This is a genomic window from Halorubrum sp. SP3, from assembly GCF_005435195.1.
GTDB classification, from domain to species: Archaea; Halobacteriota; Halobacteria; order Halobacteriales; family Haloferacaceae; genus Halorubrum; species Halorubrum sodomense.
The window spans coordinates 44,601-58,418 of record NZ_SGTU01000018.1 but is presented as its reverse complement, the minus strand read 5'-3'; the positions used below and the strand labels follow the sequence as shown (position 1 = coordinate 58,418).

At 65.8% G+C, this 13,818-nt stretch carries 12 protein-coding genes; 3 read left to right on the top strand and 9 right to left on the bottom strand.

All coding sequences use genetic code 11. From position 1 onward, the window contains the following. Window positions 1–20: 20 nt before the first annotated feature. The 3 genes from EXE42_RS12985 to EXE42_RS12975 form a co-directional block, all read right to left on the bottom strand. On the bottom strand, window positions 21–296 hold the full coding sequence (locus EXE42_RS12985) for a hypothetical protein (protein WP_092919510.1): 276 nt from the start codon (window positions 294–296) through the stop codon (window positions 21–23). 142 nt (window positions 297–438) lie between these two features. Beyond that, on the bottom strand, window positions 439–1,911 hold the full coding sequence (locus EXE42_RS12980; RefSeq protein ID WP_092919508.1) for an amidohydrolase family protein: 1,473 nt from the start codon (window positions 1,909–1,911) through the stop codon (window positions 439–441). A 253-nt stretch (window positions 1,912–2,164) separates the two neighbouring features. Beyond that, complete coding sequence (locus EXE42_RS12975; RefSeq protein WP_137706678.1) at window positions 2,165–3,466, bottom strand: O-acetylhomoserine aminocarboxypropyltransferase/cysteine synthase family protein; 1,302 nt, start codon at window positions 3,464–3,466, stop codon at window positions 2,165–2,167. A 114-nt stretch (window positions 3,467–3,580) separates the two neighbouring features. On the opposite strand from EXE42_RS12975, the gene EXE42_RS12970 reads away from it, so the two are divergent. Continuing rightward, entirely contained in the window at window positions 3,581–4,792 is a 1,212-nt protein-coding gene (locus EXE42_RS12970) for an SPFH domain-containing protein (RefSeq protein WP_092919504.1), read from the top strand. Window positions 4,793–5,011: 219 nt separating this feature from the next. Here the strand turns inward: EXE42_RS12970 and EXE42_RS12965 are convergent, their stop codons facing one another. The 5 genes from EXE42_RS12965 to uvrB all read right to left on the bottom strand — a co-directional run bounded on the left by EXE42_RS12965 (window position 5,012) and on the right by uvrB (window position 11,611). Next, window positions 5,012–6,700, bottom strand: coding sequence for a ribonucleoside-diphosphate reductase subunit alpha (locus tag EXE42_RS12965; RefSeq protein WP_137694294.1), 1,689 nt, complete (start codon window positions 6,698–6,700; stop codon window positions 5,012–5,014). A gap of 2 nt (window positions 6,701–6,702) precedes the next feature. After that, on the bottom strand, window positions 6,703–7,731 hold the full coding sequence (locus tag EXE42_RS12960) for a ribonucleotide-diphosphate reductase subunit beta (RefSeq protein WP_137694295.1): 1,029 nt from the start codon (window positions 7,729–7,731) through the stop codon (window positions 6,703–6,705). A gap of 532 nt (window positions 7,732–8,263) precedes the next feature. Beyond that, window positions 8,264–8,854 (bottom strand): hypothetical protein, encoded by a 591-nt coding sequence (locus EXE42_RS12955; protein WP_137706677.1) that lies wholly within the window; start codon window positions 8,852–8,854, stop codon window positions 8,264–8,266. A 76-nt stretch (window positions 8,855–8,930) separates the two neighbouring features. Then, on the bottom strand, window positions 8,931–9,461 hold the full coding sequence (locus EXE42_RS12950; protein ID WP_137706676.1) for a hypothetical protein: 531 nt from the start codon (window positions 9,459–9,461) through the stop codon (window positions 8,931–8,933). Between the two features lie 95 nt (window positions 9,462–9,556). Then, window positions 9,557–11,611 (bottom strand): excinuclease ABC subunit UvrB, encoded by a 2,055-nt coding sequence (gene uvrB, locus EXE42_RS12945; protein WP_137706675.1) that lies wholly within the window; start codon window positions 11,609–11,611, stop codon window positions 9,557–9,559. A gap of 128 nt (window positions 11,612–11,739) precedes the next feature. On the opposite strand from uvrB, the gene EXE42_RS12940 reads away from it, so the two are divergent. Beyond that, the gene (locus tag EXE42_RS12940; RefSeq protein ID WP_137706674.1) at window positions 11,740–12,129 is read left to right on the top strand and encodes a hypothetical protein; all 390 of its coding nucleotides are present in this window, start codon (window positions 11,740–11,742) and stop codon (window positions 12,127–12,129) included. Between the two features lie 442 nt (window positions 12,130–12,571). After that, complete coding sequence (gene hisG, locus EXE42_RS12935) at window positions 12,572–13,462, top strand: ATP phosphoribosyltransferase (RefSeq protein WP_092919490.1); 891 nt, start codon at window positions 12,572–12,574, stop codon at window positions 13,460–13,462. 15 nt (window positions 13,463–13,477) lie between these two features. On the opposite strand, the gene EXE42_RS12930 is transcribed toward hisG, so the two are convergent. Further along, complete coding sequence (locus tag EXE42_RS12930) at window positions 13,478–13,747, bottom strand: GIY-YIG nuclease family protein (protein WP_092919488.1); 270 nt, start codon at window positions 13,745–13,747, stop codon at window positions 13,478–13,480. Window positions 13,748–13,818 lie beyond the last annotated feature (71 nt).

Below are 13,818 nucleotides of genomic sequence, written 5' to 3'. Positions count from 1 at the left end.
CGCGGGTCGGTTGGCGTCGCCTACGCCAGCGCAATCCCCGCCCCGACGGCGAGACTCGTCAGTGCGAGGCCGACGAGCGCGACTGTCGTCCGGTCGTGGTGTCCGTCGCGGTCGTCGGAGTCGAACCCACGACCGGTCAGAACACCGAGGCCGACAGCAACCGCGGAGAGGCCACCGGCGAGCGCCAGCGTCGTCCAGAGTTCCAGTCCGTGCTGTGCGACTCCTCGTGTAGCCGTCCCGGCGAGAAGGACGCCAGTTGCTATCGGGGCCGCGGCTGTCGCTTTGTTGGAGGGCATCGGTCGAGTGTCCAACGGGCGTCTGAAAACAGTGGCGGTGCCGTTCCGCGGACAGTGGTCAGTACAGAGTCTGTGTTGAGCGATTGCCGCGGCGGGGCAATACAGGTACACCAACCGTTCTATGATGTCCTCAGTACGGTGGTTAGATTGAGAACGGGAACTGGTCTTTGACGGATTGAAACGCAAGGCGGCCGAGTAGTTGTGCTGGACCTCGCTTCGGGAGGTCACGAGTGATCTCCAGTTCGCTTGGCGGAGTGCTTCCGCCGAGTCCGAGGTCCCAGTCTGTCTCTGCGTCGAAACGTTCAACCGCAGTTTCAACGGCCTCACGTACACCGTCAGCATCCATCGTTTTGACGACGTTGTCCTGCATTACGATCTCACCGTCCACGATAACCGCCTCTACGTCAGCAGGTGCCGCGTTGTTCACGATGTGTGCGGGGATGTTCGTGAGCGGCGTGAATTTCGGTTTCTCCACGTTCAGTAGAATGACGTCAGCTCGCTTCTCGGGTTCAAGACTCCCGATTTCGTCGCCGATACCGAGCGTACGTGCGCCCTCGATGGTGAGCATCCGAACGAGTTCCATCGAGTTATACTGTCCAGTAGAACGTTTGAGGTTCGCCGCCAGCCGTGCCTGCCGTGCTTCACCGAACATGCTGTAGGAGTCGTGCCAGTAGTGGTCGTCAATGCCGATCCCGACATCGACGCCTGCGTCGCGGAGTTCCGGCACGGGTGTCCACTGTATGTCCCCGTCCGGGTTCCAGTACGCGAAGACTGACGGGCAGTGTGCGACAGACGCGTTCGCATTGGCGGTTCGCTGGATGTCGTCGTCGTCAGCGAGGCGGAAATGGGCAGCCACTAACTGCTCGTTGAGCAATCCGACTTCATCAAGGAGATCTAGCGAGTCCGACGCACCGTTCGACCGCGCCATCGTATTGCTCTCCTCTAACTCCAGCAAGTGCGTGTGAACCGGAAGATCGGGGTACTCGGTGGTAAGGGTGGCCGTCCGCTCCCATACGTCGCGGGTACACGACCAGTCGTCGTGCGGGCAGATCGTCGCTCGGATACGCCCATCGTACGTATTGTGGTGCTCGTCGATGAACGCACGGGCCCGCTCAAACTGTTCGTCAGTCGGGACGTCCCAGAACAGATCCGAGACCGCCACCCCGAAGAATCCACGGAGTCCGGCGTCACCGAACGTCTCAGCCCCGTAGCTCGGTCGCACGTCCATCGAATTGACGGTAGTGACGCCACCGTTGAGGAAATTGAGTGCGGCAAGTTTGTATCCAGCCTCAGTGAGGTAATCGTACTCACCGTCCGCGATATGGCCGTAGATGGCGGTCATCCCACCCATCATCTCCAGCAAACCAAGGTCGCTGAACGCGCCGATCAACGGCGTCAGTTCGAGATGCGTATGAGTGTTGACCAGACCCGGCATCGCTACCATCCCGTCACCGTCGATCACGTGGTCAGCGTCAGCGATAGCGTCCTCGTTCTCGGTTGTTCGAACGTCCGTGATGCGCCCATCGTCGATGCGGAGCGTCCCGCGTTCGTAGAGTTGGTTCGAATCATTAACCGTGAGAACGTACGCATCGTGGATGACTATGTCAGAGGGCATCTAATCATTCTCCTAATCATTCTGTATTCAAAGCTGGGAAAGTGGTGGGTAGACAACCCGCGTCTCTCGCCTTAGTTCGATAGCCCCTCCTCACCTCGTTCAGTTCGCAGGCGCATTTCACCGGCTGATTCAAGACGTGGATAGAGAAAAGAAGGCCTTTCACCTGCTGACTAGATCCCCTGTATCTCGCACAGGGTGTGTCAGTCCCCGAGAATTTCAACGGAACCAACCGTCGGAGGCGGGCGGACCGCGCTTACGCCGTCGCCGCCTCGATGGCGGCCTCCAGATCGGCGACGATGTCGGCGGGGTCCTCGATGCCGACCGACAGGCGCACCATGTCGTCGGTGACGCCCGCGGCCTCCTTCTCCTCGTCCGTCAGCTGCTGGTGCGTGGTCGACGCCGGGTGGATGACGAGCGTCTTCGAGTCGCCGACGTTCGCGACTAGGGAGGCGAGGTCCGCCTCCTCGACGGTCGCCCGCGCGGCCTCGTAGCCGGCCTCCAGCCCGAAGGTGAGCATCCCGCCGTACCCACCGTCGAGGTACTCGCTCGCCTCCTCGTGGGTCTCGTGGCTCTCCAAGCCGGGGTAGTTCACCCACGCGATATCGTCGTGGTCGTCGAGGTACTCCGCGACGACGGCGGCGTTCTCGCAGTGGCGGTCCATGCGCAGCGGGAGCGACTCCGTCTGCTGGAGCGTGTTCCACGCGTCGAACGGCGACTGCTGGTCGCCCAGGTCGCGCAGCCCGCGGGTGACCGCCGCGAAGGTGAAGGCGGCGTCGCCGAACCGTTCGGCGAAGTTGATCCCGTGGTACGCGGGGTTGTCCTGCGCGATCTCGGGATACTTCTCGGCGTGTTCGGCCCACGGGAACGAGCCGCCGTCGACGACGATCCCGCCGACCGTGGTGCCGTTGCCCGTCAGCCACTTCGTCGTCGACTCCCAGACGAGGTCGGCGCCGTGTTCGAGCGGCCGGCAGAGGTACGGCGTCGCGAACGTGTTGTCGACGAACAGCGGGACCCCGCGGTCGTGGGCGATATCGGCGATCCGCTGGATGTCGGGCGTGACGAGGGCGGGGTTCCCGATCGTTTCGAGGTGGACGTAGGCGGTGTCCTCGTCGATCGCCTCGGCGTACCCCTCGTAGTCGAGCGGGTCGACGAAGCGCGTGGAGACGCCACGGCGCTCGACGGAGTGGGTGAGGTAGGTGTAGGTGCCGCCGTACAGCGCCGACGAGGTGACGACGTTGTCGCCCGCCGAGGCGAGCAGGAACGTCGTCAGGTCGAGCGCGGCCATGCCCGAGGCGGTCGCGACCGCGCCGACGCCGCCCTCCAGCGAGGCGATCCGCTCTTCGAGGGCGGCGTTGGTCGGGTTCATCAGCCGGGAGTAGACGTTTCCGGCCTCCTCTAAGGCGAAGAGATCCGCGGCGTGGTCGGCGTCGTCGAACTGGTAGGCGGTCGTCTGGTAGATGGGCGTCGCGCGGGCCCCGGTCGTCGGGTCCGGGTCGGAGCCGGCGTGGACGCTTCGGGTGTCGAACTGGCGGTCGTCGTCCTCGTCGGATGGCATGGACCGACCTTCCGGCGCTGCGTATTTAAAGCCGGCCGGCCCGTGCCGGCGTTTCCGGTATCTCGGAGACGGTCTCGTGCCAACCGTTAACAGCGTCGGGCCGCAACTTCGGGTATGGGAACACAAGGTCCGCGCGGCGAGTCCGCCGAGATGGAGGATCTGCTGGCGGAGATCCCGGACGGGGTCTGGCAGTACCTCGCGCTCGGCGTCGCCCTCCTCGTCGGCGTCGCCCTCCTGGGGCAGAGCCTCGTCTTCGGCGTCGCGGCGCTCGCGGTGCTTCTGGCGGTCGTCACGGTCGTCAGCGCCGTCGAGATCGTCGACGCCTACGACAAGGAGGCCCTCACCGTCTTCGGCGAGTACCGGGAACTGCTCGAGCCGGGCGTCCACGTCATCCCGCCGTTCGTCTCGCGGACGTACGCGTTCGACATGCGGACGCAGACGATCGACGTGCCGAGCCAGTCGGCGATCACGCGGGACAACTCGCCCGTGACCGCCGACGCGGTCGTCTACATCAAGGTGATGGACGCCAAGAAGGCGTTCCTCGAGGTCGACAACTACAAGAACGCCGTCTCGAACCTCGCGCAAACCACCCTCCGCGCCGTCATCGGTGACATGGAGCTCGACGACACGCTCTCGCAGCGGGAGCTCATCAACGACCGGATCAACGAGGAGTTAGACGAGCCCACCGACGAGTGGGGGATCCGCGTCGAGGCCGTCGAGGTCCGCGAGGTGAGCCCCTCCCAGGAGGTCCAGCGCGCGATGGAGCAGCAGACCGGCGCCGAGCGCCGCCGCCGCGCGATGATCCTCGAAGCGCAGGGGGAACGCCGCTCCGCGGTCGAGCAGGCGGAGGGTGACAAGCAGTCGAACATCATCCGCGCGCAGGGGGAGAAGCAGAGCCAGATCCTCGAAGCGCAGGGGGACGCGATCTCGACCGTGCTCCGCGCGCGCTCCGCCGAGTCGATGGGCGAGCGCGCCATCATCGAGCGCGGCATGGAAACCCTCGAAGAGATCGGGAAAGGCGAGTCCACCACCTTCGTCCTCCCGCAGGAGCTCACCAGCCTCGTCGGCCGCTACGGCAAGGCGCTCTCCGGCTCCGACGTCCAGCAGATGGAGGGGTTAGAGAGTCTGGAGTTCGACGAGGAGACGGAGAAGCTGCTCGGCTTGGAGGACATCGAGTCCGCGTTGGAGGAGCTCGACAGCTACTCCGACGGGAACCTCTCGACGAGCCGGGACGGGGAGGAGGTCCCGGACGCCGAGGTAGAGGAGTTCGAGGTCGACGAGGCCGACATCGACCTCGAGACGGAGACGGAGCGGCCGAGCGACTGAGCGCTCGTCGCGCGGCGACCACCCGAACGCGACGAGGCTACAACCGCCAGCGGTCGGGATCGACGACTCAGAGCGGCCCGACGGCGGCCGCGCCGCCGACATCGCCCGAGTCGCCGACGTTTCCGGATCCAAAGATGTCGACCACGAGGCGGATCGGGATGTCGACCTGGAGTCGAAGACGGAGACCGGGACGGTATGCGAACCGATTACGAGTAGCGATCAGCTCTCACAGGCCCGACACTCGAGAATGTCTCGGCTGAACTTCTGCGCGGCGTTCACACTGTGCTGATAGTAGAGGCTCTTGACCCCTTTCTTCCAAGCCTCTATGTAGAGCTGATTGATCTCCTTGACGCTCACTTCGCTCGGGTCGATCGAGACGTTCACGCTCTGTGATTGGTCGATGTGTTTCTGCCTCTGTGCCGCCTGGTTGATTATCGCCATCTGCGGTATCTCGGCGAAGGTCTTGAACACCTCTTTCTCTCTGTCCGTCAGACAGTCGAGATGCTGGACGCTCCCGTCTTTATTCGCGATGCTGTCCCAGACCTCGCGGGTGTCCTTGCCCCGCTCGGCCAGTATCGCTTGAAGGAATCTGTTCTTCTGCGTCGACTTCAGCTTCGCACCGTCTCGCACGAAGTAGTTCGATTTCAGCGGCTCGATGCTCGGGCTGACCTGACCCAGAATGACGCTGCTCGATTTCGTCGGGGCCACGCTCATCGTCGTCGTGTTCCGCCTACCGTACCCTTCGAGAACCTCCGGCTCTCCGAACTCGTCGGCAAGCGCTTCGCTCGCCTCGTAGCTCCGTTCTCTGATCGTCCGGAATATCTCCTCGTTCTTCTCCATCGCCTCCATGCTGTCGAAGGGGATCATCTCGCTCTGGAGGTAGCTGTGCCACCCGAGGACGCCGATCCCGATCGCTCTGTGCCGCTTCGCGAACCGCACGGCCCGCTCCATGAACCGGACTCCCTCCGTGCGCTGGATGAACTCCTCCATCACCGCGTCGAGGAACCGGGTCAGCGTCTCCACCGCGTCGGTGTCCTTCCACTCGTCGTAGTGGAGCGCGTTCATGCTCGAGAGACAGCAGACGAAGCTCTCGTCCGCGGTGGCCGGCAGCGCGATCTCGGTACAGAGGTTGGACGCGTTTATTTGGTAGTCCTTGTCCTTGTACACCTGCGGCTTCCCCTCGTTCATGTTCCCCCGGAAGATGATGTACGGAACGCCGACGTTGATCCGGGTCTCGATGATGTCCGCCCAGGTCTCCCGCTTCTCCTCGTCGCCGTCGATCATCGCCTGAAACCAGTCGTCGCCGACGATGACGCCGTAGTAGATGTCCTGTACCGGGTCCCCCTCGGTTTTGATGTTGAGCCACTCCTCTAGGTCGTCGTGTTCGACGTCGATGTAGCCGGCGAACTGCCCGCGCCGGGTTTCGCCCTGACTAATGACGTTAATGATCGTGTCGAACAGCTCCGTGAAGCTGTAACTCCCGTTGCTCTTGCCGTTGTTCGTTATCTGACTGCCCCGCGGCCGCAGCTCGCCGAAGTACCCGCTCGTGCCGCCGCCCTGCTTGGTCATCTCACCCACCTCGGCTTGGGTGTAGAGGATACTCTCGATGTTGTCCTCCATGTAGCTGCCGAAACAGCTGATAGGGAGGCCTCTGTCCAGTCCGAAGTTGGCCCACACCGGGCTGGCGAGACTGTAGAAGCCGCGGCTCATGTACTCGTAGAACCTGTCCGCGAAGCCCTCTTCGCCGAGGATCTCTTCGGCGCGCTCCGCTATCTGTCTGACTCGCTCTTCCGCTTCGACACCCTCGATCAGGTATCCCTCTCTGAGGAACTCCCTGCTGTCCTCGTTCAGCCAGTAAAACGGTTCATTATGCTGTTCCGCAACGCCGTCGAGTGCTGTTTGTGCCATCGTTAGAACATGTCCTCCGCGGTAACGCTCTGCGTGTGTTTGTTGTACGTGGTCGACCGCTTGCTGAAGAAGTCGTTATCCTTCGTCATCATGATGTCCTCGTCGAACCAGCGCGTCTCTTCGAGCAGGTCGTCGTCCGTCTCGAATATCGGTTCCACGCCGACGTTCTCCAAGCTCTGATTGAACCGGTCTCGCAGGAACGCGTCGACCTGCGCCCTGGGGAGGAACTCCAGCTCGCCGTCGGCGAATATCCAGTCCAGAATCTCCGTCTCCGCCTCGTAGGCCTGCCGACAGGCCTCCTGGACGTCCTCCTCGAAGTCGTCGTCGAAGAGGCCCGGGTTCTCCGCTCTGATCGTCTCCACCAGCTCGACCCCGAACAGCCCGTGAATCTGCTCCTCCTTGCTGGTCGCTTCGACGGCGTTCGCTATCCCCGTGAACTTCTTTTCGTGCTTGTCGAAGCTCGTCATGATGAGAAACTGGCTGAACAGCGACACGTGCTCGACGAACGTGCTGAACAGCAGGATGCTCATCACGTACTCCCGCTCGTCGTCGCTCTCGCTCTTCTCCAGATACTCGTCGAGGTACTCGATCCGCTCTTTGATCGCCGGCTCCTCGGTCACCTGCTCGAAGTCGTCCGTGATCCCTAAGACGTCCAGTAGGTGACTGTACGCGTCCATGTGCCGCACCTCGCTTTCCGCGAAGGTCATGCCCACGTTCCCGACCTCGGCTTTGGGCATCTCCTCGTAGATGTCCGACCAGAACGTCTTCACCTGCACCTCGATCTGCGCGATAGCCAACATCGTCCGCTTGATAACCGTCTGCTCGGCGGGCGTCGTGTTGACCTTGAAGTCTTGGACGTCGCCGTCGAAATTAAACTCCGTGTGCACCCAGTAGCTGTTCCGAATCGCCTCGACGTAGTCGAGGAACTCGCTGTACTCGTAGGGCTTCAGCTGCGTTCTCTCCGAGAAAATGTCCGGCTCTGTATCTGCGCCTGTACTCGCGTTCGTGTTTGCGTTTTCGCTTTCACTCATCGCGTCTCAAACATGACCGATTGCGTTGGATTGCCGCTGCCACTGTCTATCGTCAGTCTGGTGAGTCCGACCGCTGTCGTGTCGCTCGGGAGACGGTCTCACAGCGCACCGTGTGTGTAGCCGTGTGAACCGTATCGGACCACACAGACTCCACTGGTATAAGTATTACCAACAAAATTGTAGTACAACAATTTCACTTTCATAGTGGGGAGCGGGGTTGTTCCTCCGATCCACGAACGGGCGGTACGGAGACGGGGACTAAGCAGTGATCTCCGGTTACGGGGGATCGCTACAGTTCTAAACTGGCGGCGTCGAGCCCCCCACGGTAGTCCAAGTGCGAGGACTCAGCCGAACGGTTCGGCGAGAAGCGCGAGCCCGGAGCCGGGCGCGAGCGGGCGACGAGACGTGAGACGCGGACAACACCGATCGCACCCGGAAGGAGGCGGCGACTCGCGGGGCCGACCGCGACATCGACTGGAGACGGAGAGCGATCGGTCGGGGAACTGATCGGGGGCGACCGGTCGGGAGTCAGTCAGGGCCGCCAGCGATCGGGATCAACCGCCCAGAGCACGCCGACCGCGAGAGCGCCGCCGACCCCGCCGCCGACCAGCGAGACGGGGTCCGACGCCCCCGCCGCGAGCGCGGCGAACAGCAGGACCGACCCCGCGAGCAGCGCGGCGGTGTCCTCGGCGATCGTCGCACGGACGATCGGCGCCACGGCGCCGCCGCCGACGGCACCGGTCGCGATGGTACCGGGAGGCCCGGAGGTCAGGGCCACCAGCGCGTCCGCCTCGGCGAGCGCCGGGAGGGTCGCCGCGGGCGCGGTGACGACGCCGGTGACGAGTGCGAACGCGGCGATCCCGCCGAGGACGGGCGCGACGAGCGTCGCGCGCGCCGAGAGGGTCGCGTCGGCGAACGCGGCGGCCCCGCCCACCAGGAACACCGAACCGAGCGCGAGGAGGGGCGGCGTCGCGATGAGGGAGTACGGCGTGGGAACGATGAGCGACACGGAGCCGGTCGCCGACTCGGACGGGACCGTGGGGGCGAGGGAAACCGTGGCCGCGATCGCGGCGACGCCGACGACGAGGAGGGCCGATCCGAGGAGCCGACTGCGGAGTGACATGGAGGGTCGGACGCGTTCCGATCACAAAACGATCGCGGGACCGAGTCGAGGAAGGGGCGCCTCGGGCCGAGCGCACTCACACCGTGATTCCGGCGCGCCCGTCGCCGATGACGACGATCACGCGCTCCGGCGGCCCGCGTTCGTCTGTGAGTCGCAACAGGAGCGTCTTCACGACCGGCTCGTCGGTCTCGACCTCGCCGCGGACGCCGCTCCGGTCGACGGCGATCCGGAGCGAGCGGTCGCCCGTGCGGCTGATCCCGCCGAGGCGGAGCCGGACCTCGGGCGCGGTGAGCCGCTGAGCGATCACGAGGACCGCGTCGCCGCCGTCGTCGACGAAGTCGGTGCGCTCGACGAACTCGCGGGACTCGGTCGCGTCGGGTTTGAGCGCGCCGCGGGCCGCGGCGGCGGAACGGAAGGAGGCCGCGTGCGTCACCAGCTCCTCGGGGCGCGCGAGCACGCTGCGGTCGTCGACCATCGGGTTGCCGTCGACGTACCGGCTCCGCACGCCGAGGTCGCCGGGCGTCGAGGCGGCGACGTCGTGGAGGCGGTCGACGCACCCGCCGGTGGCGACGGCGAGCGCGCCGGCGACGACCGCGCGACGGTACACGTGCCCGCCTCCGACGCAGCGAGGTAAAACCCCGTCGTCACGGTGACGCGGACTGAGAATCGGAGCGGGGCGGCGGCGGGCGTTCGCGGCGACCGCTACTCGTCCATCGCCGGCGCCGGGACGCCCTCGTCGCCCGCGTCGATCTCGAACGCGCGCCGCAGCTCCGCGATCCGGTCGCGGATGTCCGCCGCCAGCTCGAACTCGAGGTTGCTCGCGGCCTCGTCCATGCGGTCTTCGAGCACCTCGATCTGCGCTTCCGCCTCGTCTTCGCTCTCCACGTCGCCGACGCTCACGTTCGAGGTGTCCGTCTTCGAGCCGGGGAGGTTCGTCTCGCCCACCGGCTTGTCGATGGTGGTCGCCTCGTACCCGTGCTCCTCGTTGTACTCGAGCTGGATCTCGCGGCGGCGCTGGGTCTCCTCGATCGCGGCCTCCATCGAATCCGTCACCGCGTCGGCGTAGAGGACGACCTCGCCGTTGACGTTGCGGGCGGCCCGCCCCATCGTCTGGACGAGCGTTGTGGTGGAGCGGAGGAATCCCTCCTGGTCGGCGTCGAGGATGGCGACGAGGGAGACCTCCGGGATGTCGAGCCCCTCCCGGAGCAGATTGATGCCGACGAGCACGTCGATGTTGCCCAAGCGGAGGTCGCGGATGATCTCGTGGCGTTCGAGGGTGTCCGTCTCGTCGTGCATGTACGCCACGTCGATCCCGGCCTCCTCGAAGTACTCCGTGAGGTCCTCGGCCATCCGCTTGGTGAGCGTGGTGACGAGGACCCGCTCGTCGCGCTCGATCCGCTCGTCGACGCGCTCGAGGAGGTCGTCGACCTGTCCCGTGGCGCCCGTCACCTCCACCTTCGGGTCGACGAGGTGGGTCGGGCGGACGATCTGCTCGACGATCCGGTCGGAGGTCTCGCGCTCGTAGTCGCCGGGCGTCGCCGAGACGTAGAGGGTGCGGTCGGTCTTCGCCTCGAACTCCTCGAAGGTGAGGGGGCGGTTGTCGTACGCGGTCGGGAGCCGGAACCCGTTCTCGACGAGCGAGTCCTTCCGCGACTTGTCGCCCTCGTACTGGCCTTTGATCTGGGGGATCGTCTGGTGGGACTCGTCGACGACGGTGAGGAAGTCGTCGGGGAAGTAGTCGAGCAGGGTGTAGGGCGCGTCGCCGGACTCGCGGTCGTCCATGTGGACCGAGTAGTTCTCGATCCCCGAGCAGTAGCCGGCCTCCCGGAGCATCTCCAGGTCGAAGGTGGTGCGCTCCTCGATGCGCTGGGCGGCGACGAGGTCGCCCTGTCGCTCGAAGTAGCTGACCCGCTTCGCCATCAGCTCCTCGATCTCCGCGATCGCCTGCTCCAGTTTGTCGTCCGGGATCGAGTAGTGCTCCGCCGGGTGGAGCATGACGGCGGGCTCCTCGCTCACGACCTCGCCGTACATCGGGTCCACCTTGAGCATCCGGTCGATCTCCTCGCCCCACAGCTCGACCCGCACCGCGTACCGCCCGTACATCGGGTATATCTCGACGGTGTCGCCCCGCACGCGGAAGGTGCCCTGCGTGAAGTCCACGTCGTTGCGCTCGTAGTTCAGGTCGACGAGCCGGGCGAGCAGCTCCTCGCGGCCGACCTGCTCGCCGACTTCGAGGCGGAGCGCCATGTCGCGGTAGTTCCCCGGGTCGCCGAGCCCGTAGATGGCGGAGACGCTTGCGACCACGATCACGTCGTCGCGGGTGAGCAGCGAGCGCGTCGCGGAGTGGCGCAGGCGGTCGATCTCCTCGTTTATCGACATCTCCTTGTCGATGAACGTGTCCGTCTGCTCGACGTACGCCTCCGGCTGGTAGTAGTCGTAGTACGAGACGAAGTACTCGACGGCGTTGTCCGGGAACAGCTCGCGGAACTCCTCGTACAGCTGGGCCGCGAGCGTCTTGTTGTGGGCGAGTACGAGGGTGGGCTGGTCTAACTCCTCGGCGACCCACGAGACGGTGTTCGTCTTCCCGGAGCCGGTGACGCCGAGCAGCGTCTGCTTGTCCGCGCCCGACTCGAACCCCTCGACCAGTTGCTCTATCGCCTCCGGCTGGTCGCCCGCGGGCTCGAACGGAGCGTCGACGCGGAGCGGGCGGTCGACGGTCGGGCGGTCCTCCGAGAGGGGGGAGTCGTCGTCGCTCACGATACGCGTCGTTGGGCGGCGAGGCACTTGAGCGGCGCGGCTACGTCGGTGACTGCGAAGAAATCGGTCTCGCGCGGACGATTCATTCTGGGGGAAGACCGATTACCGATCGGGCTGAACACTCGATCGTGTCCCTCCTCACACCCGCCGTCGCGTTCGGCGCCGCCCTCGTCCTGTCCGTCTGGCTCGCGTCCGGCGTCTGGGTCAACTTCGACGCCCACGCTCGCGGGAGCGACTATCCGGCCGTTTGGGGCGTTCTCGCACCGCTCTCGGGAATTGTGTTGTTCTACTACCTGCTGTGGTGGCGTCGCGGTCGGTCCCGGGAGTGGCCGCCGCCCCGACTGGAGCGAGCCACCGCCACCGTCGTTATCGCCGGTCTCGGTGGATTGGTCGTCGGGAGTCTCGTGTCGCCGCCCGATCCGACCTCGCAGTTGACCACGTGGCCGATCGCGTTCGCCGGCTGTCTCCCCGTCGCGCACTGGGTGGTGAGAACGAGATTCGATGCGGTCGCGGGCTGAATTCCTCGGTCGGGAGAGGTGATCGAAGCATCCGGATCCCCGGCCGCTCGGCGATACGTGACTAGAACTGGATTCGGCGGTGAACGCCTCTAAAGCCCCGGCCGCGACGGCTCGGGGGCCTTGCTGCGCTCCTGGCTCGCGGTGCTCGGTACGGTGCTTACTTGCGGCCACCACCGCCCTCGCGGCTGCCCCTCTGAGTCCACCCGCTCCGCACAGCGACCGCACCTCACGCCTCCCCAGCCTCGTCGCTCGCTTCGCTCGCAACTCCCTCGCGCGGTGCTGTCGCCGGCGCTTCGCGCCGGCTTCCAGAGGGACCTCCGGTCCCTCGCGGCTCGGCCGCGAAGCGGCCTCGCAGGCACGCGCCACCACGAGGCGTTCGGCTTCCCGCTCCCGGCGACGGCCGGACGAAAACGTTTCCCCCTGTCCCCGCGAGTCGTCGCGTATGCGCATCGCCGTCCCCAACAAGGGCCGCCTACACGAGCCGACGCTCTCGCTGTTGGAGCGCGCGGGGCTCCACGTCGAGGAGACCGCCGACCGCCAGCTGTACGCCGACACCGTCGACGAGGACGTGACGGTGCTGTTCGCGCGGGCGGCCGACATCCCCGAGTACGTCCGCGACGGCGCGGCCGACCTCGGCGTCACGGGCCTCGATCAGGCGGCCGAGTCTGGCGGGGTGGCGGACGACGCCGCGTCCGCGGCCGACGGCGACCTCGTCGACCTGCTCGATCTGGGGTACGGCTCCTGTAAGCTCGTCCTCGCGGCGCCCGAGGACGGCGACGTGGCGGCCGTCGAGGACCTCGCGGGGCGGACGATCGCCACCGAGTTCCCGAACGTCACCGGCGAGTACCTCGACCGCGTGGGCGTCGACGCCGACGTGGTCACGGTGACGGGCGCGACGGAGCTGACCCCGCACGTCGACATGGCCGACGCCATCGTCGACATCACCTCGACGGGGACGACGCTGAAGGTGAACCGGCTGGCCGTGATCGACGACGTGCTCGACTCCTCGGTGCGGCTGTTCGCTCGGCCCGAGGTCGTCGACGACGCGAAGGTCGACCAGGTGGTGACCGCCTTCGAGTCCGTCCTCGCGGCGGACGGCCGCCGCTACCTGATGATGAACGCGCCGAAGGCGCGGCTCGACGACGTGAAAGACGTGATCCCCGGGCTCGGCGGCCCGACGGTGATGGACGTCGAGGCCGACGAGGACGGCAACGGGATGGTGGCGGTCCACGCCGTCGTCGACGAGCGCGACGTGTTCGAGACCATCTCCGAGCTCCGGTCGGTCGGCGCGACCGGTATCCTCGTCACCGAGATCGAACGGCTCGTCGAGTGAACGGGGTCGGAACCCTCAGCTTTCGCCGTCGCCCTCACCGTCCCCGCCGATCAGCCGCTCCTTCTCCGCGCGCGACAGCGACTTGATCGCGTGCTCCCTCGACATCGCCGCCGACTGCGAGGCGAACGACTCGACGTGGCGCAGGGTGACGGGGGTCCGACCGCGGGTGTACTTCGCGCCCTCGCCGGCGTCGTGTTCGGCGACGCGGCGCTCCACGTCGGTCGTGTACCCGGTGTAGAGGGTGCCGTCGGCGCACTCGATCACGTACACGTGGTGGTCGGCCACGGGCGACCGTGCGAGCGCGAGCGCAAAATGCGTGGGGATGCGCCCGAAGCCGGAAGACGGCGCCGCCGCTC

What these genes read in the sequence shown, in the direction of transcription:
- EXE42_RS12955 (WP_137706677.1), bottom strand. Translation starts at nt 8,854, where the DNA reads ATGTCACTCCGCAGTCGGCTCCTCGGATCGGCCCTCCTCGTCGTCGGC.
- EXE42_RS12975 (WP_137706678.1), bottom strand. Translation starts at nt 3,466, where the DNA reads ATGCCATCCGACGAGGACGACGACCGCCAGTTCGACACCCGAAGCGTC.
- EXE42_RS12960 (WP_137694295.1), bottom strand. Translation starts at nt 7,731, where the DNA reads ATGAGTGAAAGCGAAAACGCAAACACGAACGCGAGTACAGGCGCAGAT.
- EXE42_RS12980 (WP_092919508.1), bottom strand. Translation starts at nt 1,911, where the DNA reads ATGCCCTCTGACATAGTCATCCACGATGCGTACGTTCTCACGGTTAAT.
- EXE42_RS12970 (WP_092919504.1), top strand. Translation starts at nt 3,581, where the DNA reads ATGGGAACACAAGGTCCGCGCGGCGAGTCCGCCGAGATGGAGGATCTG.
- EXE42_RS12965 (WP_137694294.1), bottom strand. Translation starts at nt 6,700, where the DNA reads ATGGCACAAACAGCACTCGACGGCGTTGCGGAACAGCATAATGAACCG.
- EXE42_RS12985 (WP_092919510.1), bottom strand. Translation starts at nt 296, where the DNA reads ATGCCCTCCAACAAAGCGACAGCCGCGGCCCCGATAGCAACTGGCGTC.
- hisG (WP_092919490.1), top strand. Translation starts at nt 12,572, where the DNA reads ATGCGCATCGCCGTCCCCAACAAGGGCCGCCTACACGAGCCGACGCTC.